This is a genomic window from Streptomyces sp. NPDC001903 (genome assembly GCF_042891345.1).
Lineage (GTDB): Bacteria > Actinomycetota > Actinomycetes > Streptomycetales > Streptomycetaceae > Streptomyces.
This window is the reverse complement of sequence record NZ_JBIASZ010000016.1, coordinates 77,118-102,842: the sequence shown is the minus strand read 5'-3', so window position 1 is coordinate 102,842 and position 25,725 is coordinate 77,118. Positions and strand designations below refer to the sequence as shown.

Genomic DNA, 25,725 nt, shown 5'->3' with positions numbered 1-25,725 from the left:
CTGCCGGTGGCCGTTTTCACGGCCGCCGATTCGAACACCGTGTCGCGAACGCGGCTCTTTCCGTCGTGCGGTCCTGGATGGCCCAGCCGGTTTCGGTGACCTTTTCCGCGACGTGAGGTTCACCGTCCCCGGAACCGTCGTCGGCGGAGGATGGCTGGTGGGAGCGGTGTACTGGTCCATCCGAGGGGCCCTGCGGGATCGCGGATCATTCCCTTCCGGTTAACTCTGCGTAGACAAATTAGGTAACCCTTAGTGATAGAGGCCACCAGGAGTGGCCTCGGTCACGGCTTGTCGGGGCTCGACTAATTACGCAACAATGGCGTTGTGAAATACGGCGAACGGATGATCGAGACCCCCCAGGGGGAACTCGCTACCGGGGAGCGGTCAACCCGCAACCGGGTCGCGCGGTCGATCCTGGACCACGGTCCCTCGACCGTCGCCGACCTCGCAGCGCGTCTCGGCCTCACCCAGGCCGCCGTCCGCCGCCACCTCGACACGCTCGTCGCCGACGACGTGGTCGAACCCCGTGAGCAGCGCGTCTACGGTGCGCGCACCCGGGGCCGGCCCGCCAAGGTGTTCGCGCTGACCGACTGCGGCCGCGACGCGTTCGACCAGTCCTACGACTCGCTCGCCGCCGACGCACTGCGCTGGATCGCGCAGGCCGCCGGCGGAGGCGAGCAGGGAGAGGCGGCCGTCGCCGCCTTCGCCAGGGCGCGGATGGACGCACAGGCCGAGACCTACCGGGAAAGCCTGGACGCCGCCGCCCCCGCGGAACGCACCGAGGCCCTTGCCAAGGCGTTGACCGCGGACGGGTACGCTGCTACGGCGAAGAGCGCTCCCGGTCCGCACAGCGGTGAACAGCTCTGCCAGCACCACTGCCCGGTCGCCCATGTCGCCGAGCAGTTCCCGCAGCTCTGCGAGGCGGAGACCGAGGTCTTCTCCCGCCTGCTCGGGACGCATGTGCAGCGCCTCGCCACGATCGCCCACGGCGACGGGGTGTGCACCACTTTCATCCCGCGAGGCGCGGGCACCACACAGAACGACACATCAGCATCTGCCAGCACGGCCGGGAGGAACCCCGCATGACCACGGAGACTGCTCACCCTGAGCTTGAGGGTCTGGGCAACTACGAGTACGGCTGGGCCGACTCCGACGCGGCCGGCTCGGCTGCCAAGCGAGGCCTGTCGGAGGACGTCGTCCGCGACATCTCGGCGAAGAAGAACGAGCCCGAGTGGATGCTGAAGCTCCGCCTCAAGGGCCTGAAGCTCTTCGACAAGAAGCCCATGCCGACCTGGGGCTCCGACCTCTCCGGCATCGACTTCGACAACATCAAGTACTTCGTGCGCTCCACCGAGAAGCAGGCCGCTTCGTGGGAGGACCTGCCCGAGGACATCAAGAACACGTACGACAAGCTCGGCATCCCGGAGGCGGAGAAGCAGCGCCTCGTCGCCGGTGTCGCGGCCCAGTACGAGTCCGAGGTCGTCTACCACCAGATCCGCGAGGACCTGGAGGAGCAGGGCGTCATCTTCCTCGACACGGACACCGCGCTCAAGGAGCACCCGGAGCTCTTCCAGGAGTACTTCGGCACGGTCATCCCGGTCGGCGACAACAAGTTCGCGTCGCTGAACACCGCCGTGTGGTCGGGCGGCTCGTTCATCTACGTGCCCAAGGGCGTCAAGGTCGACATCCCGCTCCAGGCCTACTTCCGCATCAACACGGAGAACATGGGCCAGTTCGAGCGGACGCTGATCATCGTCGACGAGGACGCCTACGTCCACTACGTCGAGGGCTGCACCGCCCCGATCTACTCCTCGGACTCGCTGCACAGCGCCGTGGTCGAGATCATCGTGAAGAAGGGCGGCCGCTGCCGCTACACGACGATCCAGAACTGGTCGAACAACGTCTACAACCTGGTCACCAAGCGCGCCGTGGCGTACGAGGGCGCGACCATGGAGTGGATCGACGGCAACATCGGTTCCAAGGTCACCATGAAGTACCCGGCCGTCTACCTGATGGGCGAGCACGCCAAGGGCGAGACCCTCTCCATCGCCTTCGCGGGCGAGGGCCAGCACCAGGACGCCGGCTCCAAGATGGTCCACATGGCGCCGAACACCTCCTCGAACATCGTCTCCAAGTCGGTGGCGCGAGGCGGCGGCCGCACCTCGTACCGCGGTCTGGTCGAGATCGGCGAGGGCGCCCACGGCTCCAAGTCGAACGTGCTCTGCGACGCGCTCCTGGTCGACACGATCTCCCGCTCGGACACGTACCCGTACGTGGACGTCCGCGAGGACGACGTCTCCATGGGCCACGAGGCGACCGTCTCCAAGGTCTCGGACGACCAGCTCTTCTACCTGATGAGCCGCGGCATGACCGAGTTCGAGGCCATGGCCATGATCGTGCGCGGGTTCGTCGAGCCGATCGCGCGCGAGCTGCCCATGGAGTACGCGCTGGAGCTCAACCGGCTGATCGAGCTGCAGATGGAGGGCTCGGTCGGCTGATCGCCGACCGCCCCGGATCCGCAGCAATTCTTTGACGTAGACCGTGTTCTTTTAAGAGAGCGAGCAAGACGACAGCCATGGCTGAGGCTCAGAACATTCCGGCCGGTTCGACCACGGCCGGCGCGATCGCGGTGGCCGCCGAGTCCACCGTCGCCACCCGGATGAGCGCACCCCCGTCCTTCGACGTGGCGGACTTCCCCGTCCCCCACGGCCGCGAGGAGGAGTGGCGGTTCACCCCGCTGGCGCGCCTGCGTGGTCTGCACGACGGCACCGCGGTCGCAGACGGCACGATGAAGGCCCAGATCGACGCGCCCGAGGGCGTCACCGTCGAGTCGGTGGAGCGCGGCGACGCGCGCATCGGCAAGGCCGGCACCCCCGTGGACCGGATCGCCGCCCAGGCGTTCTCGTCCTTCGCCAAGGCCACGGTCGTCACCGTGCCCAAGGAGGCCGTCCTGACCGAGCCGGTGCGCGTCTCGCTGCACGGCGAGGGCGGCACGACCTTCGGCCACACCGTCTTCGACGTACAGGCCTTCGCCGAGGCCGTCATCGTCATCGACCACACCGGTGACGGCGTGCGCGCCGCCAACGTCGACTTCCTCGTCGGCGACGGAGCCAAGCTCACCGTCGTCTCCGTGCAGGACTGGGACGACACCGCCGTCCACTGCTCCCAGCACAACGCGCTGATCGGCCGCGACGCGAGCTTCAAGTCGATCGTGGTCACCTTCGGCGGCGACCTTGTACGCCTGCACCCGCGGATCAGCTACGCGGGCCCCGGCGGCGAGGCCGAGCTCCTCGGCCTGTACTTCACGGACGCCGACCAGCACCAGGAGCACCGCCTCCTGGTCACGCACGACGCCCCGCACTGCAAGTCGCACGTGGTCTACAAGGGCGCGCTGCAGGGCGAGGGCGCCCACGCCGTCTGGATCGGCGACGTCCTCATCGAGAAGAGCGCCGAGGGCACCGACACCTACGAGATGAACCGCAACCTCGTCCTGACGGACGGCGCGCGGGTCGACTCGGTGCCGAACCTGGAGATCGAGACCGGCGAGATCGTCGGCGCCGGCCACGCCTCCGCGACCGGCCGTTTCGACGACGAGCAGCTCTTCTACCTCCAGGCCCGCGGCATCCCGGCCGACGAGGCCCGGCGCCTGGTCGTGCGCGGCTTCTTCGCCGAGCTCGTCCAGCAGATCGGTGTCGACGACATCGAGGAGCGCCTGCTCGCCAAGATCGAGACCGAGCTCGAGGCGTCCGTCTGATGACCTACGTCAAGGCCTGCGCGCTGAGCGAGCTGGAGGAGAACACCCCGAAGCGGGTGGAACTCGACGGCACGCCGGTGTCCATCGTCTCCACCGAGGGGGAGGTGTTCGCGATCAACGACATCTGCTCGCACGCGAACGTCTCGCTCTCGGAGGGCGAGGTCGAGGACTGCATGATCGAGTGCTGGCTGCACGGGTCCTCGTTCGACCTGCGCACCGGCAAGCCGTCCGGTCTGCCCGCGACCCGCCCGGTTCCCGTATACCCCGTAAAGATCGAAGGGGGCGACGTGCTCGTCTCCCTCACCCAGGAGTCCTGAGGTATCCATGGCAACGCTTGAAATCCACGACCTGCACGTCTCCGTCGAGGCCGAGAACGGCGCCCGCGAGATCCTCAAGGGTGTCGACCTCACCGTCAAGGCCGGCGAGACGCACGCCATCATGGGTCCGAACGGCTCCGGCAAGTCCACGCTGGCGTACTCGCTCGCCGGTCACCCGAAGTACACCATCACCGGTGGCACCGTGACCCTCGACGGCGAAGACGTCCTGGAGATGTCCGTCGACGAGCGCGCCCGCGCCGGCGTCTTCCTCGCCATGCAGTACCCGGTCGAGGTCCCCGGCGTCTCGGTCTCCAACTTCCTGCGCACCTCCGCCACCGCCATCCGCGGCGAGGCCCCCAAGCTGCGCACCTGGGTGAAGGAGGTCAAGTCCGCGATGGAGCAGCTCCAGATGGACCCGGCCTTCGCCGAGCGCAACGTCAACGAGGGCTTCTCCGGCGGTGAGAAGAAGCGCCACGAGATCCTCCAGCTGGAGCTCCTCAAGCCGAAGATCGCGATCCTCGACGAGACCGACTCCGGCCTCGACGTCGACGCCCTGCGCATCGTCTCCGAGGGCGTCAACCGCGTCCGCGAGACCGGTGAGGTCGGCACCCTGCTGATCACCCACTACACGCGCATCCTGCGCTACATCAAGCCCGACTTCGTTCACGTGTTCGCGAACGGCCGCATCGCCGAGTCCGGTGGCGCCGAGCTGGCGGACCAGCTGGAGGCCGAGGGCTACGACAAGTACGTGAAGGGTGGCGCAACCGCGTGACACAGCTGCCTGGCCTCCTCGACATCGAGGCGATCCGCAAGGACTTCCCCCTTCTGGATCGTGTGGTCCACGACGGGAAGAAGATCGTTTATCTGGACAACGCGGCGACTTCGCAGAAGCCGCGCCAGGTGCTCGACGCGCTGAACGAGTACTACGAGCAGCACAACGCCAACGTCCACCGCGGCGTGCACGTGCTCGCCGAGGAGGCCACGGCGCTGTACGAGGGCGCTCGCGACAAGGTCGCCGCCTTCATCAACGCGCCGAGCCGCGACGAGGTGATCTTCACCAAGAACGCCTCGGAGTCGCTCAACCTGGTCGCGAACATGCTCGGCTGGGCGGACGAGCCCTACCGGGTCGACCGCGAGACCGAGATCGCCATCACGGAGATGGAGCACCACTCCAACATCGTCCCGTGGCAGCTGCTCTCGCAGCGCACCGGTGCGAAGCTGAAGTGGTTCGGCCTCACCGACGACGGCCGGCTCGACCTGTCCAACATCGAAGAGGTCATCACGGAGAAGACGAAGATCGTCTCCTTCACGCTGGTCTCCAACATCATGGGCACGATCAACCCGGTCGAGGCGATCGTCCGGCGCGCGCAGGAGGTCGGCGCGCTGGTGCTGATCGACGCCTCGCAGGCCGCTCCGCACATGCCGCTGGACGTGCAGGCGCTCGGCGCCGACTTCGTGGCCTTCACCGGCCACAAGATGTGCGGCCCGACCGGCATCGGCGTGCTCTGGGGCCGCCAGGAGCTCCTGGAGGACCTGCCTCCGTTCCTCGGCGGCGGCGAGATGATCGAGACCGTGTCGATGCACGCCTCGACCTACGCCCCGGCGCCCCACAAGTTCGAGGCGGGTACGCCCCCGATCGCCCAGGCCGTCGGCCTCGGCGCGGCCGTGGACTACCTCACCGCGATCGGCATGGACAAGATCGCCGCGCATGAGCACGCGATCACCGAGTACGCGGTGAAGCGCCTCCTGGAGGTCCCCGACCTGCGGATCATCGGCCCCACCACGGCCGAGGACCGCGGCGCCGCGATCTCCTTCACGCTCGGTGACATCCACCCCCACGACGTGGGCCAGGTCCTGGACGAGCAGGGCATCGCGGTCCGCGTGGGACACCACTGCGCGCGCCCGGTCTGCCTGCGCTACGGAATTCCCGCGACCACGCGAGCGTCTTTCTACCTGTACTCCTCTCCGGCCGACGTCGACGCGCTGATCGACGGGCTGGAGCACGTACGGAACTTCTTCGGCTGACGAGGGCGACGAGGACGACGCAGTGAAGCTGGATTCGATGTACCAGGAACTGATCCTGGACCACTACAAGCACCCGCACGGGCGTGGCCTGCGCGACGGCGATGCCGAGGTGCACCACGTCAACCCGACGTGCGGCGACGAGATCACGCTGCGCGTGAAGTACGACGGCGAGACGCTCACCGACGTCTCGTACGAGGGCCAGGGCTGCTCCATCAGCCAGGCCAGCGCGTCCGTGCTGAACGAGCTGCTCGTCGGCAAGGAGCTGGCCGAGGCGCAGAAGATCCAGGGCGTTTTCCTGGAGATGATGCAGTCGAAGGGCAAGATCGAGCCCGACGAGGCCATGGAGGAGGTGCTGGAGGACGCGGTCGCGTTCGTCGGCGTCTCCAAGTACCCGGCTCGCGTGAAGTGTGCTCTGCTGAGCTGGATGGCCTGGAAGGACGCGACCGCCCAAGCACTGGGCGACGCGGAGAGGAAGACGGCATGACCGAGAACGCGACGCCCGCCGAGGCGTCGATCAAGCCGGCCACCGAGGAAGAGGTCCGCGAGGCCCTCTACGACGTGGTCGACCCCGAGCTGGGCATCGACGTCGTCAACCTGGGCCTGATCTACGGCATCCACATCGACGACGCGAACATCGCCACCCTCGACATGACGCTGACCTCGGCGGCCTGCCCGCTGACGGACGTCATCGAGGACCAGGCGAAGTCGGCGACGGACGGCATCGTGAGCGAGCTCCGGATCAACTGGGTCTGGATGCCGCCGTGGGGCCCGGACAAGATCACGGACGACGGCCGCGAGCAGCTGCGCGCGCTCGGCTTCAACGTCTGAGCCACCCGCTTCACGAAGGGCCCCCGGCACCGCGCCGGGGGCCCTTCGCGTGCTCCGGGGAGCTTCCGGGAGCTCCCGGGAGGCCCTCCGTGTTCGTCCGGCGGACGATTGACGTGCACCGGATGTTGGCCACGGTGGCCGAACCTGCTCGACGGCCGTCACGGCGTGACGTGGTTCGCGCCCGGCTCGACTCCTGGGGACGGGACACCGATGAAGAAGCAGCTTGGTATCGCAGGGATCGCGGCGCTGGTCGTCGCCGGCACGGTCACGGTCGTGCCCGCACAGGCCGTGACGTACGGGACGCCGACGATCAGCCTGTCCGCCTCGTACCTGTCCGGCGCCGTCGGCGCGTACGGAGACCCGGTGGTCGGCGTGACCGTGGGGCAGAGCGGCGCCGACGCGTCCGCGCTGACGGTCAGCGCCTCAGCGTCGAGCAAGTCCTCGGTCGCGGGGACCGGCGACGTGACCGTCACCGGGACCGGGGCGGTGCGCCAGCTGGCCGTCGCCGCCCGCGGCCGCGGCTACACCAACCTCACGGTCAAGGTGACGGGGCTGGGCGGCAAGAGCGCCACCAAGACCCTGTCGTACGCGGCCTCCGCCGCCGTGCAGAACCCGGCCGACGCCCGCTACTTCACCGGCGCCTCCGACTCCTCGGCCGCCGTGGACGTCGGCGGCGGCTACACGGTCGTCGCCGACGACGAGAGCAACGTGCTGCGCCTGTACGACCGTTCCCGCTCGGCGGCCCCGGTCCGCACCTGGGACTTCAGCTCGCAGCTCGGCGTCACCAAGGAGGTGGACATCGAGGGGGCGACCCTGATCGGGAACACCATCTACTGGACCGGCTCGCTCGGCAACAACAAGGACGGTGAGTACAAGGCGCCCCGGAACACGGTGTTCACCACCACGGTGAGCGGCTCCGGCTCCGCGACGCAGCTCGCGTACGGGCGCTCGTACAAGAAGCTCCGCGACGACCTGGTGGCCTGGGACACCGCGAACGGGAACCGCTACGGCTTCGCGGCCGGCACGGCCGCCGGCGAGGCGCCCAAGCAGATCGACGGCTTCAACGTGGAGGGCCTGGAGTTCGCTCCGGGCTCGACGACCACCGCCTACCTGGGCTTCCGGGCCCCGCTGGCGCCGGCGGTACCGGGCGGCAAGGCGCTGGTCGTGCCGGTGACCAACTTCGACAAGGTGCTCTCCAGCGGCGCCAAGGCCACCTTCGGGGCGGGCATCGAGCTCGACCTCGGCGGCCTCGCGATCCGCGACATCCGCAAGAACGCGGCGAACCAGTACCTGATCCTGGCCGGCTCCTGGGCCGCGGACGACAACTCGGACCCGTACGCCCTCTACCAGTGGGACGGCGTCGCCGGCCACGCCCCGGTCAAGCGGGCCGACCTGCCGACGACGGACCCGGGCGGCTGGGAGGCCATCGTGGACGTACCCGACCTGTCGGCGGCGGGCGCGCGGGTCCAGCTGATCACGGACAGCGGCTCGGCCGACCTGTACGGGGACGGCACCGAGGCCAAGGACCTGACGCACCCGGAATGGAAGAAGTCCCGCGCGGCCTGGTTCACCCTGAACTGACGCTCCCGAGGGTCCGGTCCCGAAGGGCCGGCCCTGAAGGCCCGGCCCCCCGGGTCAGCCGGCGTCGCGGACGGCGCTCAGCGCCGCCGCGACGCCGGCTTCGATGTCCCGGATCGGATAGAACACCTCGCGCACCACGCGCTCCCGGTCCACCACCAGGGTCAGCCGCTTCAGCCGGCTCACCCCCGCCGCCCGGAAGGTCGGCAACCGCAGCGCCGCCGTCAGCGACAGCTCGGCGTCCGAGAGCAGCGGGAACCGCAGCCCCTCCGCCTCCGCGAACTCCCGCTGCTCGTCGGGCCGCTGGGTCGACACCCCGTGCACCGTCGCCCCGGCCGCCGCGAACTCCGCCAGCTGGTCCCGGTACGTGCACGACTCGAACGTGCAGCCCCTGGCCCCGGGGATCCCCGCCCACCCCGGCGGGTAGGACTCGGCCCGGGCGTACGCGCCGGGGAAGCAGTACAGGACCGTGAACGGCGTGTCCGCCACCGGATCCCGCACCTCCCCGAAGCGGTCCGGCAGCACCAGCTCCGGCAGCCGCGTGCCGCGCAGCGCGTGCACCCGTTCGGCCTCCCGCGAGGACTCCTCCGTCGTCGCCGTCATCTCGCCTTCCCCCAGGACCCAGGTGTCTCCCCAGTCCTGGAGGGCCACCAGGACCGGCAGCAGCCCCCGCCCGCGCGGGGTCAGCCGGTATTCGTGCCGCACCGGGCGCTCCTGGTACGGCTCGCGCGTCAGCACCCCGGCTTCGACCAGCAGTTTCAGCCGCTCGGCCAGCACCTTCCGGGACACCCCCAGCTCGCGCTGGAACGCGTCGAAGCGGTGCACGCCGCGTGCGGCGTCGCGCACGATCAGCAGCGTCCACCAGTCGCCCACCACGTCGAGGGCCTGGGCGATGGCGCAGTCCGCGTCGTCGAGGTGCGTGCGCTGGGCCATGGGCACTCCTTTGTCCGTTGACCCAAGGCTGTCATGCTGACATAGTCCGTTCCCAAAGGGAACTAACCAGGGTTCGGGGGCGGACATGGCAATGGCGCAAGGCTTCAAGGACGTGCCGCGCGTGGTGTGGCTGCTGGCGGCCGGGGTGTTCGTCAACGCCGTCGTCAGCTTCACCTTCGTCTTCGTCTTCCTGTACCTGACCGGCCCGCGCGGCCTCGGCGCCGCCCAGGCGGGCCTGGTCACCGGCATCGGCGGCATCGGCCTCGTCGCCGGGAACTTCACCGGCGGCTGGTACGGGGACCGCTTCGGCCACCGCCGCGTGCTGCTCGCCGCCTCCACCGCCGGCGGCCTCGCCCTGATGTCCTTCCCGCTGCTGTCCACCGCCGGGCTCTACGCGGCCCTGCCGCTGGCCCAGTACGCCTCCGGCGTGGTCCGGGCGGCGAACTCCGCGCTGGTCGCCGTCACCGTCCCCGAGGGGGCCCGGCGGCAGGCCTTCGCCGTCGTACGCTGCGTCTCCAACGGAGGCTTCACCCTCGGCCCGCCGCTGGGGGCCCTGCTCGCGACCGGGCTCTCGTACGACTGGCTCTTCGTCGCCGACGGCCTCGGCACCCTGTTCTTCGCCCTCTGGACCGCGCGGGTCGTCCCGGCCCGCGGGGCCTCCCGCAGCGCCTCCCGCCCTGCCGCCGCGGCCCCGGACGGGGGTCTGGGCCGAGGCGTGTGGGAGGAGCTGCGGGCCAGGCCCGCCGTACTCGTCCTGCTCGGGGCGATCCTGGTGACCGACCTCGTCTACCGCCAGCAGTACTCGGCCTTCCCCGTGTACCTCGCCGACCACGGGCTCGACATCCGCGCCTTCGGCTTCGTCATCGCCCTCAACGGGGGCGTCATCCTGCTGCTGGAGCTCCCGGCCGCCGTCGCGCTGCGCGCCCGCCCGCCGCTGCCCGTCATCGGCACCGGCATCGTGCTCGTCGGGGCCGGGTACGCGGCGCTGCTCACCGGGGTGGGGGTCGCCGCCGCCGTGGCGATGATGGTGCTGCTCAGCCTCGGCGAGATCCTGTACAAGACCACTGCGACCGCGTACGTCGCCGACCAGGCGCCCGAGCACGCCATCGGGCGGTTCCAGAGCCTGTACGCGGGGGTCTCGGTCAGCGGGGTCGTCCTCGGGCCGCCGCTCGGCGGAGCCCTCTACGCGGCCGCGCCCGGGCTGCTGTGGCCGCTGTGCGCGGCGCTGGCGGCGGGCGCGGGCGGCGCGGTGCTGTGGGCGGCGCGGCGGGAAGGGCGGAGCGCCGCGCCGGACGGGGAGCGACACGCGGCGCGACCGGCACATGAGACCGGTTCGCAACCTCGGGCCGTCGCCGGTTAGGTTTCGGGCATGACTGCTACGCGTACCACCGGCGCCGTCGCCGCCGGACTTGCCACCATCGCCTCCGACGGCACCGTCCTCGACACCTGGTTCCCCGCCCCCGAGCTGGTCGCCGAGCCCGGGCCGGCCGGCACCGAGCGCCTCACCGCCGATCAGGCCGTGCAGCTGCTGGGCGCCGCCGCGGCCAAGGCGATCCGCCTGGACGCGGTCCGCGACGTCGAGGTCGTAGCCGTCCGCACCGTGATCTCCTCCCTGGAGGACAAGCCGCTCGACGCGCACGACGCGTACCTGCGCCTGCACCTGCTCAGCCACCGCCTGGTCAAGCCGCACGGCCAGAGCCTGGACGGCGTCTTCGGCCTGCTGGCCAACGTCGCCTGGACCTCGCTGGGCCCGGTCGCCGTGGACCAGGTGGAGGCCGTACGGCTGAACGCGCGCGCCGAGGGCCTGTACCTCCAGGTCACCTCGATCGACAAGTTCCCGCGGATGACGGACTACGTCGCCCCCAAGGGCGTGCGCATCGCCGACGCGGACCGGGTCCGCCTGGGCGCGCACCTCGCCGAGGGCACCACCGTCATGCACGAGGGCTTCGTCAACTTCAACGCCGGCACCCTCGGCACCTCGATGATCGAGGGCCGCATCTCGGCCGGCGTCGTGGTCGGCGACGGCTCCGACATCGGCGGCGGCGCGTCGACGATGGGCACCCTCTCGGGCGGCGGCAAGCAGATCATCTCGATCGGCGAGCGCTGCCTGATCGGCGCCGAGGCCGGCGTGGGCATCGCGCTGGGCGACGAGTGCATCGTCGAGGCCGGCCTGTACGTGACCGCGGGCACCCGCGTCACCCTCCCGGACGGCCAGATCGTCAAGGCCCTGGAGCTCTCGGGCGCCGGCAACATCCTCTTCCGCCGCAACTCGGTCACGGGAACGGTCGAGGCCCGCCCGAACAACGCGGTCTGGGGCGGCCTGAACGAGGTCCTGCACTCCCACAACTGATCCCGGGCCGCAGCCGTCCCGGAACAGCCGCGACGCCCTCGTCTCCCCGGAAGGGGGCGGCGAGGGCGTCGTGTTCTTCTCCTGGTCCCGGAAGCGTCCTCCCGCCCCGAGCGCGGGGGGACGCGGGGGTCAGTGGAGGGCGATGGTGCGGATCAGGCCCGCGAAGGCCTCTTCCTCCGCCTCGGTCAGTTCGACCGACTCCATCGGGTGCGCGGCGGCGCTGCGCTGCGCCGGGATGACCGCGACGCCCTCGTACGCGCCGGGCTCCGGCTGCCGGAAGCGGGAGTCCCACAGCATGTGCCCGAGGCCGAGCACCCACACGAGAGCGGCCACGAGCAGGACGGCCAGGCCGATTTCCTGGGCGAGGGAGATGGAGGGGAACACGCGGTCCTCCGGGGGATACGGGGGGACATGGTCGAGCGTGGGGCCACTCAACACCACAACCCGGGGCGAATGGGTGGTGATGTGGCGAGCATCACGCCAGGGGCGAAAGTCCCGACTTCTCCCTACGTGTCCTGCGGCGCCCCCGCCCGGTGCGCCGCCAGGCTCAGCTTGAAGCCCTCGTGGCTGCGCGCGAAGCCCAGCCGTTCGTAGAACCGGTGGGCCTCCGCCCGCCGCTTGTTGCTGGTCAGCTGGACGAGACCGCAACCGCGCCCGCGCGCCCGCTCCACCGCCAGCCGCATCAGCTCCGCGCCGAGCCCGTCGCCCCGCCGGTCCGGCCGGATCCGTACCGCCTCCACCAGCGCCCGCTCCCGCCCGCCCTGGCCGAGGCCCGGGACGTACGTCAGCTGGAGGCAGCCGACCACCGCGCCGGCCGCCCCGGGCTCGCAGAGGACCAGCATCTCGTTGCGGGCGTCCTCCTCGATCGCGGCGAAGGCCCGCTCGTGCGCCTCGCCGACCTCGGCCCGCTCCTCGCCGGCGTCCGCCAACAGGGCCAGTACGACGGGCAGGTCCTCACGGGTGGCAGTGCGGAAGATCATGGCCGGAAGTGTCGCAGGGCCCCCGGGCGGAACGGCGTCCGGGGGCCCTGCCGGTCAGTGGCGCGCCGCCGTTACGGGCGGAAGCGCAGCACCTGCGGGTCGTGGTCGCTGTTCTGCGCCGAGAACTCCGCGTTGATGTGCACGCTGTCGTACGTGAAGTTCTTGATCGCCGGGCTGGTCAGGATCTGGTCCAGCACCTGCGCGTTGCCCTGGTACACGTACGAGTAGCGCTCCGCCTTCGGCAGCGACTTGATCGCCGAGTACAGCGCCCCGCCGTCCTCCAGCGCCTGCGCGGTCGCCGAGAACTCGAAGTCGTTGATGTCGCCGACGGCGAGGACGTTCGCGTGCTTGTCCGCCGCCAGGAGCTGCTTGACGAAGCCGTTCACGGCCTGCGCCTGGAGCAGCCGCTTGGCCTCCGAGGAGCGCACCGGCGGCTGGTGGACCGAGGTCAGGCCCTCGTCGCCGCCCTTGGAGCCGAAGTGGTTGGCGATCACGAAGACCGTCTTGCCCTTGAAGACGAACTCGCCGGCCAGCGGCTTGCGGCTGTCGGCCCACGCCGGGTTCGCGGGGTCGATCCGGCCGGGGGAGTGGGTCAGGGCGGCCTTGCCGTCCACCTGCGTCACACCGGTCGGGGTCAGCGCGTCGCCCGCCGCGCGGTCCGTGAAGGAGACGCGGGCCGGGTTGAACAGGAACACCTGGCGGATGTTGCCGCCGGGCTCGCCACCGTCCTTGTTGTTCTCCGGGTTGACGGTGCGCCACTGGTACGCCGGGCCCCCGGCCGCCACGATGGCCGCGGTGAACTTCTTGATGGTCTCCTCGGCGGAGACGGTCTCGTCCTTCTTGGCGCCGTTGTCGTCCTGGATCTCCTCCAGGGCGAGGATGTCGGGCGAGGCGAGGTTCGTGACGACGGCCTTCGCCAGGTTGTCGAACTTCTCCTGCGGGTCGCTCGGGTCGAGGTTCTCCACGTTGTACGTGGCCACCGCGAGCTCGTTCGCCGCCTGCGCCTTGGTCTTCTCGGGGGCGAGGGTGCCCGCCTTGACCGTGCCGAGGGTGCGGGCCACCAGGGTGTAGCCGCCGAACTGGTTGAAGTCGAGCGGGCCCTCGGTGGTGCCGGTCAGCTTGTCGCCGACGTTGGCCACCGGGAAGGGCTGCTGGGCGATCGGCGCCAGCTGCTGGATCTGCAGGCGGCCGGTGTTCTGGGACTCGTACGAGCCGTAGAGCGTGCCGCCGCGCTTGGCGGTGTTCTCCCAGCCCTTCACCGTGACCCACAGCTCCGAGTACGGGTCGGTGGCGCCGACCACGCGCGAGGTGCCGATCTTCACGTTCATGCCCTCGAGGGACTCGTAGAAGTCCAGGGCGTAGCGCGAGGGCTCCAGGGTCAGGCCGTTGATGCTGCCGGCGGCGGCCGGGTCGCCCGTCGGGGCGTACTCGGCGGGCACGTTGTACTCGTTGATCGCGGTGGCCTCGGGCAGCGCGTTGCCCGAGGAGACCACGGTCACGGCGGGCTTGGAGATCTGGGTGACCGACTGGTTGCCGGAGGAGACGCCGCCGGGGATGTACTCGCCGACCACGCCGGAGACCTTGACCGCGTCGCCGACGGCGACGGTCGGGGCGGAGCTGGTGAAGACGAAGACGCCCTCGCTGGTCGCGTCGTTGTCGTCGGCGTCCGGGTCCTGCATCCAGAAGCCGCGCGAGCCGTACGTGCGCACGCCCGTCACGATGCCGGCGACATCGGCGACCTGCTTGCCGTTGAGCGGCGATATGCGGGTGGTGCCCTGGATGTCGTGGATGCGTATCGGCTCGGCGGACGCGGCGCCTTCGGCGGCGTCGGCGGTGCCCGCGAGCAGGCCGGTGGCCAGGGCGGTGGCGACGAGTGCCGAGACGGCGGCGGAACGGGGATGCGAGGAGCGCATGGTCAAGAACTCCGGTGTGTGGAAGGCGAAAGCGAAAGGGGTGTTGCGTGTTTTTGGCGGGATTTGTGCGGCGCTCCGCGGCCGGGCCGCGGGAGATCCGCAGGAATCCCGGAGGTTCCCCATAGATCTACGCGCGTCAATTTCCTGTGTGACCAGGGAAGTTGTCAAGGTCTCCAGGGGATACGGAAGCTGACTGTGGGATGAACCAAAGGAGATGGCCCCCCGGGAGCGCCCGATATGCGTCTACGCTGGTGCGCCGGACGGCCGTCCCGCGGCGGCCGGACCAGCGCCCCGGACCAGCCCCGGGGCAGCCGAACCACCGTCCCGCGGGGCCGTGCCCCATCGCCCCACAGCGTTCGCGAGGAGACCGTCCCATGTCCGCAGAGCCGCACCCCACGCTGCCGCCGGTACGGCTGCCCTCCGATGCGGAACTGGCCCGCGACGCCCTCGGCGCCCCGCTGTTCGCCCGCGCCGTACGGCTCGCCCGCTGGGCCGGACCGCACACCCGCGTGGAGATCGGCGGCGAACTCGCCGCCGCGCAGCTGCCCGAGGCCGCCGCCGTGCTCGGCCTCGACCCCGCCGACGAGGAAGGGCCGGTGCTCGCGAGCCAGGCCTGGCGGGTGGCCGTGGACACCGGCCTCGTCGACGTGGCCGACCCCGGCGACGGCGACGAGGACGGCGACGAGGAGTCCGGCACCGCCGTACCCGGCGAGGACCTGGCCCTGGTCACCGGCGGCACGCCCGGCGAGGTGCTCGACCTGTGGCTGGCGGCCCTGGACACGGTCCTCGCGGACGCGGCCGTGCCCGATCTGGACGACCTCGTCGACGCGCTGGACGCGGGCGGCGAGATCGACTTCGACCGGCTGGACTGGAACCCGGGCCGCGAGGCGGACTTCCTCGACGGGGTCCTCGCCAACCTGTACCTGCTCACCGCCTCCGGGCGCGGCGCTGCGGACGGGCCGATTCCGCTGCCGGTGCTCGCCGCCTCGATGGTCGTCCCCGAGGACATGGGCGAGCCGACCGACGCCGTGCTGGAGCAGGTCTCGGACGCGATGATGCGCCTCGACGACCAGTTCCGGCAGCTGGAGCCGATCGGGCTCGTCGAGTTCCGGCCCGTGGACGAGGCGCTGATGGCGGAGGCGGACGACGAGGAGTTCGCCGCGGCCGGCTCGGCCGGCGCTCCGGGCGCCGGTGCGGGCTCCGGCGGAGTCGACGACGAGGACGTCTCCCGGTACGGCCTGGTGCGGCTGACCCCGCTCGGCATGTACGGGATCCGCGCCCGCCTGCTGGAGGCCGGGGTCACCGCCCCCGCCGTCGGCGAACTGGCCGACAAGGGCGCCGACGCCCTGCTCGACGCGGTCGCCGGATACCCCGAGGGCGCGGCCCAGGCCGAGATCGAGCAGTGGCTGGCCGGCCGCGAACTGCAGGGCGCGGTCGCCGAACTGCTGGCCGCGGCCCGCGGCTCCGACGAGGGCGGCCCGCTGCGCCGGCTGCGCTGCCAGCAGGCCCTCGCCCCGGCCGGTCCGGAGGCCGAGCAGGCGGTCCGCGCGGTGCTGGACGACGCGGAGCTCGGCGGGCTGGCCCGGGTCTGGCTCTCCGAGCGCGGGGTGGCCGACGTACCGGCGCCGGACGAGGCCATGGTGTTCTGGCTGACCGTCGACACGATCGCGGCGCAGCTCGCGGCGGACGGGGAGACGGAGGAACTGCCGCTGCTGATGCGGTCGCTGACCGAGCACCACACGGGCTTCTTCGACCAGGTGTGGCGGGTGGACCACCCGGCGACGACGTACGTGCTGGAGACGATGGGCCGGATGCATCCGGACAGGAAGGCCGCCAAGGAGGCCCGCAAGGCCGCCTTCAAGGCCCGCTCGCGCCGGGCCTGACGGGGCGGGTCCCCGGGGCTGAAGCGGCGGCCGGGGCGGGGTGGTACGCGGGGTGGTACGGCGGCCGGAACGCGCCGTTCCTGAGCGGGAGTCGGCCATTGCGGCCACCGGCAAGGGGTCGGCTCCGCGTCGAGGGTAGTTCAGCCGCCGTTCACGTGCGGGCGGGAGCGTGTGCGCCGACGACCGCACGACAGGCGCACCACCTCCCCACCCCTGGAGACCCGATGCCGCTCAGCCGTAGAGACTTCACCGCCCGCACCGTCATCGCCGGCGCGGGAGTCGCGCTCACCGGGACGGTCGGCGCACTCGCCACCGCCCCGGGAGCGCTGGCGGCGGACGACAGCACCGGCCGCGACGAGCACGGCCGTCCCTGCGAGCCCGGCTACGGCCCGCTCCTCGCGGACCCGGCCGGACTGCTCGCCCTCCCCGCCGGGTTCAGCTACCGCGTGATCACCCACAGCGGGGTCACCACCCTCGACTCGGGCGAGTCCACCCCCTCCAACCACGACGGCACGGCCGCCTTCGAGGGCCACCGCGGGGTCACCCTCCTCGTCAACAACCACGAGCTCAAGGGCAAGCGGACGGACTGGGCGCACCCCGTCCCGCTCACCGAGGGCCTCGTCTACGACCCGGGCGCGGCCGGCGGATGCACGGTCGTCGAGGTCCGGCGCGGCGGCGAGGTCGCCGAATGGGTGGGCGTCGCCGGTACGTCCACCAACTGCGCGGGCGGCGCCACCCCCTGGGACACCTGGCTGACCTGCGAGGAGACCGAGGACCTCGCCGGCAAGAACGGCATGACCAAGGACCACGGGTACGTGTTCGAGGTCGACCCGCACGACCGGCGCGCCAACCGCGACCCGAAGCCGGTCAAGGCCTTCGGCCGGTACGCCCACGAGGCCGTGGTCATCGACCCGCGCCACGGCCACGCCTACCTGACCGAGGACGCCTCCGGCCCCAACGGGCTGCTCTACCGCTGGACCCCGCCGAGCGGCTTCCGGCACGGGCGCGGCAAGCTCCGCACCCTCGCCGCCGACGCGGGCGTGCTCGCCGCCGCCAAGTGCTTCGACAGCGCGGGCCGGTTCGTCGACGACCTCTCGCGCGCGACGAAGATCGGCACCGTCTACGGGGTCGACTGGGTGACCGTCCCGGACCGCGACGCGCGGACCGTGTCGGTGCGCAAGCAGTTCGGGGAGGGTGCGGTGACCCGCGCCCGCAAGCTGGAGGGCATGTGGTGGGCCGACGGGGGCACGTACTTCGTCTCCTCGTACGCCCGTGAGGAGAGCCCGGGCGCGGCCCACGACGGCCAGGTGTGGTTCTACGACCCGAAGCGGCGCACGATCCGGCTGACGGTGGTGCTCGGGGTGAACGCAGACCCGGCCAAGGACGGCTCCTACGACGGCCCCGACAACATCACGGTCTCGCCGTACGGCGGTCTGGTCATCGCGGAGGACGGCAGCGGCCTGCAGCACCTGTTCGGCGCGACCGAGTCGGGGCGCACCTATCCGTTGGCGCGCAACGAGCTGAACATGGGGACGGCTCAGGAGCCGGAGTACTCCGAGTTCACCGGTGTCTGCTTCTCGCCGGACGGGCGCACGCTGTACGCCAACATCCAGGACCCGGGCATCATGCTGGCCATCACCGGCCCCTGGCGCCGCGCGCACTGACGCCCGGTTTCACCGATCGACGGCTGCGCCGCCGCCCCTTCACTGGGCGGCGGCGACCTCGGCGACATCGGCGCGGCTGGCGGCGGCCCATTCCTCCAGAAGGAACTCGTACGCTTCGGAGGGCCACTCGTCGTCCACCCGGGTCTCGACGAGGTGCCGTATCGCCTCGTTCGCCTCTGCGGCGGACGGGCGGGCGGGACCCGCGGGCCGGAGTGTGCTGTACATGCTTTCAAGGCTACGGGCGGGCACTGACAGTCACCCACCTATTAAGGGTGGAATCCGTCACCTCGGTGCGGCGGTCGACGGCCCCCGTCGCTCCATGTGCCCGCCCACCTGCTCAGAGTGCTTGGGAGCCGGGCTTGACCATCCCGCGCACTGTGCGCGACTTCACAAACTCTCCGATGGCCGTCATCTCCCATTCGCCCGAGAACTGGCGAATCAGTTTGGCCATCATGACCCCGGTCTGCGGTTCGGCACTGGTGAGGTCGAAGCGCACCAGCTCCTCCCCGCTCGCCGCGTCGATCAGGCGGCAGTACGCCTTGGCGACCTCGGTGAACTTCTGGCCGGAGAAGGAGTTGACCGTGAAGACGAGGCCCGTGGCCTCGGCGGGCAGCCGCCCGAGGTCCACGACGATCACCTCGTCGTCCCCGGCGCCCTCGCCGGTGAGGTTGTCCCCCGAGTGCTTGACGGCGCCGCCCAGGATGGACAGCTTGCCGAAGTAGCAGCTGTCGATGTGGTTGCGCTGCGGGCCGTACGCGATGACGGAGGCGTCGAGGTCGATGTCCCGGCCGCGGAACGCCGGCTCCCAGCCCAGGCCCATCTTCACCTGGGAGAGCAGCGGGCGGCCGTTCTTGACCAGGGACACGGTCTGGTTCTTCTGGAGGCTGACCCGGCCCTTGTCGAGGTTGATCTTCCCGGTGCCGGCGGCGGCCTGCGGCGCGGCGGCGGGCGGGGCGGCCTGCGGGGCCGCGGGGAACGACGGGGCCGCCGGGGGCGCGGGGGGAGCAGGCGCCGCCGGGGCGCTCGGCCAGGACGAAGCGGAGGGCGCGGCCGGGGCCTGCGGGGCGGCCGCGGGCGGCGCGGCGGGCTCCTCGTCCACGGAGACCCCGAAGTCGGTGGCGATGCCGGCGAGGCCGTTCGCGTACCCCTGGCCGACCGCGCGCACCTTCCACACGCCGCCGCGCTGGTAGACCTCGACGACCACGAGCGCCGTCTCGGTGCCCAGCTGCGGCGGGGTGAAGGTGGCGATCACCGCGCCGGTCTCGGCGTGCCGCACGGTGGCGGTGGGCTCGATGCCCTGGAAGGTCTGGCCCGCGGCGTCGGGGCTGGCCGTGACCACGATCCGCTCGATGCCCGGCGGCAGGGCGCCCGTGTCCACGGTGATCGAATCCGGCGCCGCACCGCCGCCGGACCGGTAGCTGACACCGGGCCCGGACGGCTGGTTGTAGAAGATGAAGTCGGCGTCGGAGCGCACCTTGCCGTCCGCCGCGAGGAGCAGTCCCGACACGTCGAGCCGCACCGGGGCAGCCACGTCCACCGTCACGCGGACGGTGTTGAGCGGCAGGTTGGAACCTGGGGTCATAGCGGTCATGCCCGGAGAACGACCGGAGGTGCTTTGCCGTTCCCTTACCCTCGTGGCGGATTTCAGCGCCTGTTGCGGGGGTGGTTCTTCGCCGTGCGCTCGTTGCCGAACTTGTACGCCCCCGTCCAGCGGGCCATCACGAGCTGCTCGTCGCCGGACCCCACCTCGGCGAGGAACTTCTCGGCCCGGCCGCCGCGCAGGGTGCTCGCGGAGCGCCCCTGGTGGGTGATGACCACGCTCCCGTCGGCGCGCTGTTCGTACGTGAATCCGTGAGGTCTCGGCATGACCGGCAGCCTGCCCCCGCGGCGCGGGGGCAGGCAAGGCAATTACGGAGCCGCGGGCGTGACCCGGCGCGGCAGCCCCAGCGGGTTCGCCTCGCGCAGCTCCGCCGGGAGCAGCGGGTCCGGCACCGACTGGTAGACCACCGGCCGCAGCCAGCGCTCGACGGCGGTCCCGCCGACCGAGGTGGAGTGCGAGGTCGCCGCCGGGTACGGGCCGCCGTGGTGCTGGGCCGGGGCCACCGCGACCCCGGTCGGCCAGCCGTTGACCAGGATCCGCCCGGCCAGAGCCGTCACCTGCGCGATCAGCTCCGCCGCCGGGCCCGGGCCGCCGTCGGCCTCGGCCGCGGAGAGCTGGAGCGTGGCGCTCAGGTTCCCGGGGAGCAGGCCGAGCACCGACCCCGCCTCGCTCTGGTCCGCGTACCGGACGACCACGGTCACCGGTCCGAAGCACTCCTCCAGCAGCACCTCGTACGCGCCGCCCTCCAGCAGGTTTCCGGCGGACACGGTCAGGTATCCCGCGCCGACGGTGTGCTCGCCGCCGGAGCCCGGGGTGACGGGCGCGTCGACGCCGGGCAGCGCGGCGCGCTCGCGTACGCCGGAGACGAAGTTCTCCCGCATCCGGTGGTCGAGCAGGACGCCCGGCTCGGTCTCGCCGAGGGCCTTCGTCAGCGCGCCGGTGAGCCGGTCGCCGTCGGCGCCCTCGGGGACGAGGACCAGGCCCGGCTTGACGCAGAACTGGCCGACCCCGAGGGTGACCGAGCCCGCCAGCCCGGCGGCGATCTCCTCGGCGCGCTCGGCGGCGGCCGCGGGCGTGACCACGACGGGGTTGAGGGAGCCGAGTTCGCCGTGGAACGGGATGGGCACGGGCCGGGCGGCGGCCGCGTCGAACAGCGCCCGGCCGCCCCGGATGGAACCGGTGAATCCGGCGGCGGAGACGAGCGGGTGGCGGATCAGCTCCAGGCCCGCGTCGAACCCGTGGACGACGGCGACCACTTCGGCCGGCAGCCCGGCCGCCACGGCCGCCCGGCGCAGCAGCGAGGCGCACAGCTCGGAGGTGGCCGGGTGGTCGGGGTGCGCCTTGACGACCACCGGGCAGCCGGCGGCCAGCGCGCTCGCGGTGTCCCCGCCGGGGACGGAGAACGCGAGCGGGAAGTTGGAGGCGGCGTACACCGCGACCACGCCCAGCGGCACCTTGTAGCGCCGCAGCTCGGGGCGCGGCGGGACGGCGCCGGCGTCGGGGCGGTCGATGCGGATGTCGAGGTAGGAGCCCTCGTCCACGGCGTCGGCGAAGGCGCGCAGCTGGCCGGTGGTGCGGGCGAGTTCGCCGGTGAGCCGGCCCGGGCCGAGGGCGGTCTCGGCGTCGGCGGCCTCGATGACGTGGGCCGCGGCCTCGTCGAGCAGTTCGGCGGCCGCGCGCAGGAAGGCCGCGCGGGCGGTGCGGTCGGCGAGTGCGCCGCGGGCCGCGTGGGCGGCGCGTACGGCTTCGTCCACTTCCCCGGACGTGGCTTCGACGGCGACTTGTTCGCGCTGCTTCCCGGTGCGGGGGTCCACACTCCAGACTGGTGTTGCTGCCATGGCGCACTGCCTCCTGGATCTACGCTGACCCGCGCGGTGGCGTTCAGTATTCTGAACGCCGTTCCGATGGATGGATGATCACATCCGTTCCGGACTCTATTTCCGGGTCTTCCGCGTTGACAAGGGACAAGAGGGGCAAGAAGGCGAATGACCACAGGTGAACCGGGCGGATCCGGCGCGGAATCGGAATCAGAACCCGAACCGGTAGCAGGGGCGGGGACGGGACCGGGAGCGGGGGCGGGACCGGGGGCGGGGACGCCGGCCGCCGTCAAATCGGCCGTCCGTACGGTCGTGCTGCTGGAGCACTTCGCGGCGCGGCCCGGACTGCACAGCCTGGCCGACATCCAGCACGACCTCTCGCTGCCCAAGTCCAGCCTCTACATGCTGCTGCGCACGCTGGTGAACCTGGGGTGGGTGGAGACGGACGCGACCGGCACGCGGTACGGCATCGGCGTACGGGCCCTGCTGGTCGGCAGTTCGTACATCGACGGGGACGAGGTGGTCGCCGCGGCCCGGCCCACCCTGGACCGGCTCTCCGACGACACCACCGAGACCATCCACCTGGCCCGGATGGACGGCACGAGCGTGGTCTACCTGTCCACCCGCCCGTCCCAGCACTACCTGCGGCCGTTCACGCGCGTCGGGCGGCGCCTGCCCGTGCACTCGACGGCGCTGGGCAAGGCGCTGCTGGCGACCCACTCCGACGATGAAGTGCGGGCGCTGCTGCCGCGGCGGCTGGAGGCGGTCACCGAGCACACGATCACCGACCGGGAGCAGCTCGTGGAGGAGCTGGCGCTGGTGCGGGAGCAGGGCTACGCGGTGGACCGGGAGGAGAACACGCTCGGGCTGCGGTGCTTCGGGGTGGCGGTGCCGTACCGGACGCCGGCCCGGGACGCGGTGAGCTGCTCGGTGCCGGTGGCCCGGCTGACGGCGGACCACGAACAGCGCATCAAGGCGGCGCTGTTCGAGGCGCGGGACCGACTGTCGGTGGCGACCCGGCGGATGTGAGCCGGTGGACGGGGAGGTTCCTCCCCCGGGCGGGGGAGAGGGTTCCCCAATGCGGGGGAGGTGGCGGGGCGGCGGACACGGGACCGTTGGGTCATGACCACACAAGCCGTTCACCTGGGGGCCGGACGCAAGGCCCTGGGGGCGGTGGCGCTGGCCGCCACCGTGCCCTATCTCGTGCTCAAGTCCGCCTGGCTGTCGGGGAGCCGGGTCGGGATTCCCGACGACAGCCCGCTGCTGGATGCGGGGACGTTCCTCACCGTGGCCAACGCGGTGACCCTGGCCATGGACGCGAGCGTGATCGTGCTCGTCCTGGTCCTCACCAGACCCTGGGGGATGCGGGTCCCTCCCTGGCTGCTCACGGTCCCCGCCTTCACCGCCACCGGGCTGCTCACCCCGATCCTGATCGCGTTCCCGGTCCAACTGCTCATACGGGCGGCGGGTCCGGGCGGGTCGGCGCCCGCCGGGGAGGCGGCGCGGCCCTTCCTCGACTCCTGGGTGTTCACCGTCGTCTACACCGGCTTCTCCGTCCAAGGACTCGCCCTGGCCGGGCTGTTCGTGCCCTATGCGCGCGAGCGCTGGGGACGGCGCTGGCAGGGCGTGCTGGGCCGCGGGCTCCCGTCACCCACGGGGGTGGTGGCGGGAGCCGCGGCGGCGCTCGGCCCGGTGATCGCGGCCGTCCACGTGTACTGGGCCTTCGGCGGGACCGCCGGGCTGGGGGAGGAGCGGGCCGCCCACACGGCGACCGCGGGCGTGGTGTCCGGGGTGCACGCGATGTGCGCGCTCGCCGCCGCCGCGGGGGCGCTGCTGCTGGTCCGGGGCGGCAGCCGGGCCGCGTGGTGGCCGCTGGCCCTCACCTGGATCGGCTCGGCGGCGGCCCTGTGCTGGGGGCTGTGGCCGTGGGCCGCCTCCCTGGGCCCGCAGCTCGACGGAGGCGAACAGCCGTCCGCGGCCGTCCAGTTGATCTACGCTGGACAGATGATCACCGGAATATGCGCCGCCGCCGTGCTGGCCCGGTTCCTCACCTCTCGCCGCGAGGAGTGATGCGGACGGCGGCGTCCCGGCTGCTGGGGGCCCGGGCCCGGCTGCGGTGGGTCCACCTGGTCCTCGGCGGGGCCCTGCTGATGCCGTACTTCCTCCTCGCCCAGGTGGTGGTCGGCGTCTGGGCCGGCCAGGGCGGCTTCTTCAGCTCCGTGCCGCTGACCTTCGCCTCGTACGGGCTGGCCCTGCCACTGGTCGCGGCGACCGCCGTGTTCGGGCTCGTCCGGCCGCTGTCGGCCGCCGCCGCACGGGCCCTGTGCGGGGTGCCGGGCGGGAGGCTGGCCGAGGGGCCGGCCCGGTCCTGGGCGGCGCGGGGGCGGACCTCGGCCTGGTGGACCCTGCACCTGGGGCTCGGCGCGGTGGTCAGCGGGATCAGCCTCGCGGTACCGCCCATGGCGGTGGTGCTGATCGCGCTGCCGTTCGTGAGCGGGCCGCGGGCCGAAGAGCTGGGACTGGGCCGGCTCGGCACGGATGCCGCGCCGTACGTCGCCCCGCTGCTCGGGACCGGGCTGCTGGCCGGGCTGGTCCTGTGCGCCGCCGGGGCCGGGGCGCTGCTGGCCCGGGCGGCGCCCGTGCTGCTCGGCCCGACCGCGGCGGACCGGCTGGCCGCGGCCGAGGAGCGGGCCGCCGACCTGGCCGTGCGCAACCGGCTGGCCCGGGAGCTGCACGACGCGGTCGGGCACGCCCTGAGCGCCGTCACCCTCCAGGCGGTCGCCGCCCGGCGGGTGCTCGACAGCGACCCCGCGTTCGTGCGGGAGGCGCTGGCCGCGATCGAGGACACCACCCGGCGGACGGTGGGCGAGCTCGACGCCGTGCTCGGCCTGCTGCGGGACGGGGACCCGGCCCGGCCCGGGGGCGCGCCCGCCCCGACCCTCGCCGCCGACCTCGACGGACTGCTGGCCCGGACCCGCGCCGCCGGGACCGCCGTCACCGCCCGCCAGGACCCCGGACCGGCCGGGAGCTGGGAGCAGCTCCCGGCGATCGCCTCCCGCGAGGCGTACCGGATCGTCCAGGAGGGCCTGAGCAACGCCCTGCGCCACGGCACGGGCCCCGTCGAGCTGCGGATCGCCGTACGGGGCACGGCGGACGGAACCCTTCGTGAACTGGAGATCACCATGACCAATCCGCCGGGCCCCGCGGCGGAGCCGCAGCCCCGTACCACCGGGGGCCGCGGGCTGCACGGCGCCGCCGAGCGGGCCGCCCTGCTCGGCGGCCGCCTCGAAGCCGGCCCGCACCGGGGGCTGTGGCGGCTGCGGGCCGTCCTCCCGCTCGGCGGAGGCTCCCGATGACCGCCCAGAGCCCGCCACCGCTGCGCATCGTGCTCGCCGACGACGAGCGGATGGTCCGCACCGCCCTGCGGGTCATCCTCGAAGCGGAACCCGATCTGGAGGTCGTCGGCGAGGCGGCCACCGGCGCCGAGGCCGTCCCGCTGGTGCGCTCCCTGGCCCCCGACGTGGTGCTGATGGACGTCCGGATGCCCGAGATCGACGGCATCCGGGCCACCGGGCAGATCATCGCCACGATGCCGCGGCCGCCCCGGATCGTGGTCGTCACCACCTTCGAGAACGACGCGTACGTCTACGACGCGCTGCGCGCGGGCGCCTGCGGGTTCCTCCTGAAGCGGGCCCGTCCCGACGAGCTGATCGGCGCGGTCCGCCTGGTCGCCCGCGGCGACAGCCTGCTCTTCCCGGCGGCCGTCCGCGCCCTGGCCTCCTCGCACGCCCCCGGCGGCCGGGGCCCCGCCGCCCCCTGGGTGGCGCGGCTCACCGACCGGGAGGCCGGCGTGCTGCGCCTGATGGCCACGGGGCTGTCCAACCACGAGATCAGCAAGCGCCTCGGGGTCGGGCCCCAGACGGTCAAGAGCCATGTCGCCGCGGTCCTCGCCAAGACCGGGTCGCGCGACCGCACCCAGGCGGTCATCGCGGCCTATGAGGGCGGCTTCATGAAGAAAGGCTGAGAACCCGGCCACAATCGGGGCAGAGCGGAACGCATGAGGGCCTTGGGACGTCCTTCTGG

Annotated in this window: 25 protein-coding genes; 17 read left to right on the top strand and 8 right to left on the bottom strand. The window is 72.1% G+C overall.

Annotation, left to right across the window (positions count from 1 at the left end):
* Window positions 1–342 precede the first annotated feature (342 nt).
* The 9 genes from ACFYZS_RS30090 (at window position 343) to ACFYZS_RS30050 (ending at window position 8,505) form a co-directional block, all read left to right on the top strand.
* Entirely contained in the window at window positions 343–1,086 is a 744-nt protein-coding gene (locus ACFYZS_RS30090; RefSeq protein ID WP_030160379.1) for a metalloregulator ArsR/SmtB family transcription factor, read from the top strand.
* Window positions 1,083–2,498: a Fe-S cluster assembly protein SufB gene (sufB, locus tag ACFYZS_RS30085; protein ID WP_376009596.1), complete on the top strand. Its 1,416-nt coding sequence runs from the start codon at window positions 1,083–1,085 to the stop codon at window positions 2,496–2,498. The genes ACFYZS_RS30090 and sufB overlap by 4 nt, the downstream gene beginning before the upstream one ends.
* Before the next feature lie 77 nt (window positions 2,499–2,575).
* Complete coding sequence (gene sufD, locus ACFYZS_RS30080) at window positions 2,576–3,754, top strand: Fe-S cluster assembly protein SufD (protein ID WP_389019234.1); 1,179 nt, start codon at window positions 2,576–2,578, stop codon at window positions 3,752–3,754.
* Window positions 3,754–4,071 carry a bifunctional 3-phenylpropionate/cinnamic acid dioxygenase ferredoxin subunit gene (locus ACFYZS_RS30075; RefSeq protein WP_030858990.1) on the top strand — a complete coding sequence of 106 codons (318 nt, stop codon included), beginning with the start codon at window positions 3,754–3,756 and terminating at the stop codon, window positions 4,069–4,071. The genes sufD and ACFYZS_RS30075 overlap by 1 nt, the downstream gene beginning before the upstream one ends.
* 7 nt (window positions 4,072–4,078) lie before the next feature.
* Complete coding sequence (gene sufC, locus ACFYZS_RS30070; protein WP_048476703.1) at window positions 4,079–4,843, top strand: Fe-S cluster assembly ATPase SufC; 765 nt, start codon at window positions 4,079–4,081, stop codon at window positions 4,841–4,843.
* The gene (locus tag ACFYZS_RS30065; protein ID WP_030858993.1) at window positions 4,840–6,096 is read left to right on the top strand and encodes a cysteine desulfurase; all 1,257 of its coding nucleotides are present in this window, start codon (window positions 4,840–4,842) and stop codon (window positions 6,094–6,096) included. Before sufC ends, ACFYZS_RS30065 begins: the two co-directional genes overlap by 4 nt.
* A 22-nt stretch (window positions 6,097–6,118) precedes the next feature.
* Window positions 6,119–6,580: a Fe-S cluster assembly sulfur transfer protein SufU gene (gene sufU, locus ACFYZS_RS30060; protein ID WP_030292254.1), complete on the top strand. Its 462-nt coding sequence runs from the start codon at window positions 6,119–6,121 to the stop codon at window positions 6,578–6,580.
* The gene (locus tag ACFYZS_RS30055; RefSeq protein ID WP_030160393.1) at window positions 6,577–6,924 is read left to right on the top strand and encodes a metal-sulfur cluster assembly factor; all 348 of its coding nucleotides are present in this window, start codon (window positions 6,577–6,579) and stop codon (window positions 6,922–6,924) included. Before sufU ends, ACFYZS_RS30055 begins: the two co-directional genes overlap by 4 nt.
* A gap of 210 nt (window positions 6,925–7,134) precedes the next feature.
* Window positions 7,135–8,505: a DUF3616 domain-containing protein gene (locus tag ACFYZS_RS30050; RefSeq protein WP_389019230.1), complete on the top strand. Its 1,371-nt coding sequence runs from the start codon at window positions 7,135–7,137 to the stop codon at window positions 8,503–8,505.
* A 54-nt stretch (window positions 8,506–8,559) separates the two neighbouring features.
* Here ACFYZS_RS30050 and ACFYZS_RS30045 read toward each other — a convergent pair whose 3' ends face one another.
* Window positions 8,560–9,435: a winged helix-turn-helix transcriptional regulator gene (locus tag ACFYZS_RS30045; RefSeq protein ID WP_389019227.1), complete on the bottom strand. Its 876-nt coding sequence runs from the start codon at window positions 9,433–9,435 to the stop codon at window positions 8,560–8,562.
* A gap of 85 nt (window positions 9,436–9,520) precedes the next feature.
* Here ACFYZS_RS30045 and ACFYZS_RS30040 point away from each other — a divergent pair, with 85 nt between their 5' ends.
* Both ACFYZS_RS30040 and dapD read left to right on the top strand, forming a co-directional pair.
* Window positions 9,521–10,795 (top strand): MFS transporter, encoded by a 1,275-nt coding sequence (locus tag ACFYZS_RS30040; protein ID WP_389019224.1) that lies wholly within the window; start codon window positions 9,521–9,523, stop codon window positions 10,793–10,795.
* Between the two features lie 9 nt (window positions 10,796–10,804).
* On the top strand, window positions 10,805–11,785 hold the full coding sequence (gene dapD, locus ACFYZS_RS30035; RefSeq protein WP_389019221.1) for a 2,3,4,5-tetrahydropyridine-2,6-dicarboxylate N-succinyltransferase: 981 nt from the start codon (window positions 10,805–10,807) through the stop codon (window positions 11,783–11,785).
* A 129-nt stretch (window positions 11,786–11,914) separates the two neighbouring features.
* On the opposite strand, the gene ACFYZS_RS30030 is transcribed toward dapD, so the two are convergent.
* The 3 genes from ACFYZS_RS30030 to ACFYZS_RS30020 all read right to left on the bottom strand — a co-directional run bounded on the left by ACFYZS_RS30030 (window position 11,915) and on the right by ACFYZS_RS30020 (window position 14,678).
* On the bottom strand, window positions 11,915–12,169 hold the full coding sequence (locus ACFYZS_RS30030; protein ID WP_389019219.1) for a hypothetical protein: 255 nt from the start codon (window positions 12,167–12,169) through the stop codon (window positions 11,915–11,917).
* Between the two features lie 122 nt (window positions 12,170–12,291).
* Window positions 12,292–12,765 (bottom strand): GNAT family N-acetyltransferase, encoded by a 474-nt coding sequence (locus ACFYZS_RS30025; protein ID WP_389019216.1) that lies wholly within the window; start codon window positions 12,763–12,765, stop codon window positions 12,292–12,294.
* Window positions 12,766–12,836: 71 nt separating this feature from the next.
* The gene (locus ACFYZS_RS30020; protein WP_389019498.1) at window positions 12,837–14,678 is read right to left on the bottom strand and encodes an endonuclease/exonuclease/phosphatase family protein; all 1,842 of its coding nucleotides are present in this window, start codon (window positions 14,676–14,678) and stop codon (window positions 12,837–12,839) included.
* 374 nt (window positions 14,679–15,052) lie between these two features.
* Here ACFYZS_RS30020 and ACFYZS_RS30015 point away from each other — a divergent pair, with 374 nt between their 5' ends.
* Together ACFYZS_RS30015 and ACFYZS_RS30010 are read left to right on the top strand one after the other, a co-directional pair.
* Window positions 15,053–16,561: a hypothetical protein gene (locus tag ACFYZS_RS30015; RefSeq protein WP_389019214.1), complete on the top strand. Its 1,509-nt coding sequence runs from the start codon at window positions 15,053–15,055 to the stop codon at window positions 16,559–16,561.
* A 224-nt stretch (window positions 16,562–16,785) separates the two neighbouring features.
* Window positions 16,786–18,225 (top strand): alkaline phosphatase PhoX, encoded by a 1,440-nt coding sequence (locus ACFYZS_RS30010; RefSeq protein ID WP_389019212.1) that lies wholly within the window; start codon window positions 16,786–16,788, stop codon window positions 18,223–18,225.
* A gap of 39 nt (window positions 18,226–18,264) precedes the next feature.
* Here the strand turns inward: ACFYZS_RS30010 and ACFYZS_RS30005 are convergent, their stop codons facing one another.
* The 4 genes from ACFYZS_RS30005 to ACFYZS_RS29990 all read right to left on the bottom strand — a co-directional run bounded on the left by ACFYZS_RS30005 (window position 18,265) and on the right by ACFYZS_RS29990 (window position 21,663).
* Window positions 18,265–18,450 (bottom strand): hypothetical protein, encoded by a 186-nt coding sequence (locus ACFYZS_RS30005; RefSeq protein ID WP_389019209.1) that lies wholly within the window; start codon window positions 18,448–18,450, stop codon window positions 18,265–18,267.
* Window positions 18,451–18,562: 112 nt separating this feature from the next.
* Window positions 18,563–19,807, bottom strand: a complete 1,245-nt coding sequence (locus ACFYZS_RS30000) for a TerD family protein (RefSeq protein ID WP_389019206.1) — start codon at window positions 19,805–19,807, stop codon at window positions 18,563–18,565.
* A gap of 62 nt (window positions 19,808–19,869) precedes the next feature.
* Window positions 19,870–20,091, bottom strand: a complete 222-nt coding sequence (locus ACFYZS_RS29995; protein WP_389019202.1) for a hypothetical protein — start codon at window positions 20,089–20,091, stop codon at window positions 19,870–19,872.
* A 42-nt stretch (window positions 20,092–20,133) separates the two neighbouring features.
* Window positions 20,134–21,663, bottom strand: a complete 1,530-nt coding sequence (locus ACFYZS_RS29990; protein WP_389019199.1) for an aldehyde dehydrogenase (NADP(+)) — start codon at window positions 21,661–21,663, stop codon at window positions 20,134–20,136.
* A 147-nt stretch (window positions 21,664–21,810) separates the two neighbouring features.
* Here ACFYZS_RS29990 and ACFYZS_RS29985 point away from each other — a divergent pair, with 147 nt between their 5' ends.
* The 4 genes from ACFYZS_RS29985 (at window position 21,811) to ACFYZS_RS29970 (ending at window position 25,666) form a co-directional block, all read left to right on the top strand.
* A complete protein-coding gene (locus ACFYZS_RS29985; RefSeq protein WP_389019197.1) occupies window positions 21,811–22,671 on the top strand; it encodes an IclR family transcriptional regulator in 861 nt (286 codons plus the stop codon).
* Between the two features lie 93 nt (window positions 22,672–22,764).
* Window positions 22,765–23,712, top strand: a complete 948-nt coding sequence (locus ACFYZS_RS29980; RefSeq protein WP_389019194.1) for a hypothetical protein — start codon at window positions 22,765–22,767, stop codon at window positions 23,710–23,712.
* Complete coding sequence (locus ACFYZS_RS29975) at window positions 23,712–24,998, top strand: sensor histidine kinase (protein WP_389019191.1); 1,287 nt, start codon at window positions 23,712–23,714, stop codon at window positions 24,996–24,998. The genes ACFYZS_RS29980 and ACFYZS_RS29975 overlap by 1 nt, the downstream gene beginning before the upstream one ends.
* Window positions 24,995–25,666: a response regulator gene (locus tag ACFYZS_RS29970; RefSeq protein ID WP_389019189.1), complete on the top strand. Its 672-nt coding sequence runs from the start codon at window positions 24,995–24,997 to the stop codon at window positions 25,664–25,666. Before ACFYZS_RS29975 ends, ACFYZS_RS29970 begins: the two co-directional genes overlap by 4 nt.
* Window positions 25,667–25,725 lie beyond the last annotated feature (59 nt).

Bases quoted from the DNA above. Each gene is read 5' to 3' on its own strand.
- ACFYZS_RS30020 (WP_389019498.1), bottom strand. From the start codon at position 14,678: ATGCGCTCCTCGCATCCCCGTTCCGCCGCCGTCTCGGCACTCGTCGCC.
- ACFYZS_RS29970 (WP_389019189.1), top strand. From the start codon at position 24,995: ATGACCGCCCAGAGCCCGCCACCGCTGCGCATCGTGCTCGCCGACGAC.
- ACFYZS_RS29995 (WP_389019202.1), bottom strand. From the start codon at position 20,091: ATGCCGAGACCTCACGGATTCACGTACGAACAGCGCGCCGACGGGAGC.
- ACFYZS_RS30010 (WP_389019212.1), top strand. From the start codon at position 16,786: ATGCCGCTCAGCCGTAGAGACTTCACCGCCCGCACCGTCATCGCCGGC.
- ACFYZS_RS30005 (WP_389019209.1), bottom strand. From the start codon at position 18,450: ATGTACAGCACACTCCGGCCCGCGGGTCCCGCCCGCCCGTCCGCCGCA.
- sufD (WP_389019234.1), top strand. From the start codon at position 2,576: ATGGCTGAGGCTCAGAACATTCCGGCCGGTTCGACCACGGCCGGCGCG.
- ACFYZS_RS29985 (WP_389019197.1), top strand. From the start codon at position 21,811: ATGACCACAGGTGAACCGGGCGGATCCGGCGCGGAATCGGAATCAGAA.
- dapD (WP_389019221.1), top strand. From the start codon at position 10,805: ATGACTGCTACGCGTACCACCGGCGCCGTCGCCGCCGGACTTGCCACC.
- ACFYZS_RS30055 (WP_030160393.1), top strand. From the start codon at position 6,577: ATGACCGAGAACGCGACGCCCGCCGAGGCGTCGATCAAGCCGGCCACC.
- ACFYZS_RS30000 (WP_389019206.1), bottom strand. From the start codon at position 19,807: ATGACCCCAGGTTCCAACCTGCCGCTCAACACCGTCCGCGTGACGGTG.
- ACFYZS_RS30050 (WP_389019230.1), top strand. From the start codon at position 7,135: ATGAAGAAGCAGCTTGGTATCGCAGGGATCGCGGCGCTGGTCGTCGCC.
- ACFYZS_RS30040 (WP_389019224.1), top strand. From the start codon at position 9,521: ATGGCAATGGCGCAAGGCTTCAAGGACGTGCCGCGCGTGGTGTGGCTG.
- ACFYZS_RS30075 (WP_030858990.1), top strand. From the start codon at position 3,754: ATGACCTACGTCAAGGCCTGCGCGCTGAGCGAGCTGGAGGAGAACACC.
- ACFYZS_RS30015 (WP_389019214.1), top strand. From the start codon at position 15,053: ATGTCCGCAGAGCCGCACCCCACGCTGCCGCCGGTACGGCTGCCCTCC.
- sufC (WP_048476703.1), top strand. From the start codon at position 4,079: ATGGCAACGCTTGAAATCCACGACCTGCACGTCTCCGTCGAGGCCGAG.
- ACFYZS_RS30025 (WP_389019216.1), bottom strand. From the start codon at position 12,765: ATGATCTTCCGCACTGCCACCCGTGAGGACCTGCCCGTCGTACTGGCC.
- sufB (WP_376009596.1), top strand. From the start codon at position 1,083: ATGACCACGGAGACTGCTCACCCTGAGCTTGAGGGTCTGGGCAACTAC.
- ACFYZS_RS29975 (WP_389019191.1), top strand. From the start codon at position 23,712: ATGCGGACGGCGGCGTCCCGGCTGCTGGGGGCCCGGGCCCGGCTGCGG.
- ACFYZS_RS30090 (WP_030160379.1), top strand. From the start codon at position 343: ATGATCGAGACCCCCCAGGGGGAACTCGCTACCGGGGAGCGGTCAACC.
- ACFYZS_RS29980 (WP_389019194.1), top strand. From the start codon at position 22,765: ATGACCACACAAGCCGTTCACCTGGGGGCCGGACGCAAGGCCCTGGGG.
- ACFYZS_RS30045 (WP_389019227.1), bottom strand. From the start codon at position 9,435: ATGGCCCAGCGCACGCACCTCGACGACGCGGACTGCGCCATCGCCCAG.
- ACFYZS_RS29990 (WP_389019199.1), bottom strand. From the start codon at position 21,663: ATGGCAGCAACACCAGTCTGGAGTGTGGACCCCCGCACCGGGAAGCAG.